The sequence below is a fragment of the Streptomyces sp. rh34 genome (genome assembly GCF_002551245.1).
In the GTDB taxonomy this organism is placed as follows: domain Bacteria; phylum Actinomycetota; class Actinomycetes; order Streptomycetales; family Streptomycetaceae; genus Streptomyces.
Genome location: NZ_NTGZ01000614.1, coordinates 1 through 415, shown reverse-complemented (window position 1 = coordinate 415; position 415 = coordinate 1). Strand labels below are relative to the sequence as shown.

Sequence of the window (415 nt, the reverse complement as noted above, 5' to 3'; positions counted from 1 at the left end):
GCGCTTGACCACGTCGACCTTGTCCTGCGGCATGACCTCCGCGTACACCTCGTCGATGCCGACCTCGGCCGCGACCGACTCCGCCACGGCCCGGTTGTCGCCGGTGAGGAGGATCGGGGTCAGACCGAGGGCGCGGAGCCTGCGGATGGCCTCGGCACTCGTGTCCTTCACCGCGTCGGCGACCTCCAGCACCGCGCGCGCCTCGCCGTCCCAGGCGACGGTGATCGCGGTGCGCCCGGCGGCCTCCGCGGCCTTCTTCGCCTCGGCGAGGTGGTCGGGGAGACGGATCTCCCACTCGGCCAGGAGCGCTTCGCGCCCGACGAGGACGGCGTGGCCCTCGACGGTGCCCTGGACGCCGAGTCCGGGGATGTTCTGGAAGTCCTCGGGGGTGGGGAGGGGGCCGGTGGTGTCGGTG

General features: G+C 73.5%; 1 protein-coding gene. It reads right to left on the bottom strand.

Annotated features, from left to right (window positions below):
• The coding region (locus tag CR470_RS38475) for an HAD family hydrolase (RefSeq protein WP_143664011.1) at window positions 1-415 on the bottom strand (415 nt) is incomplete at both ends.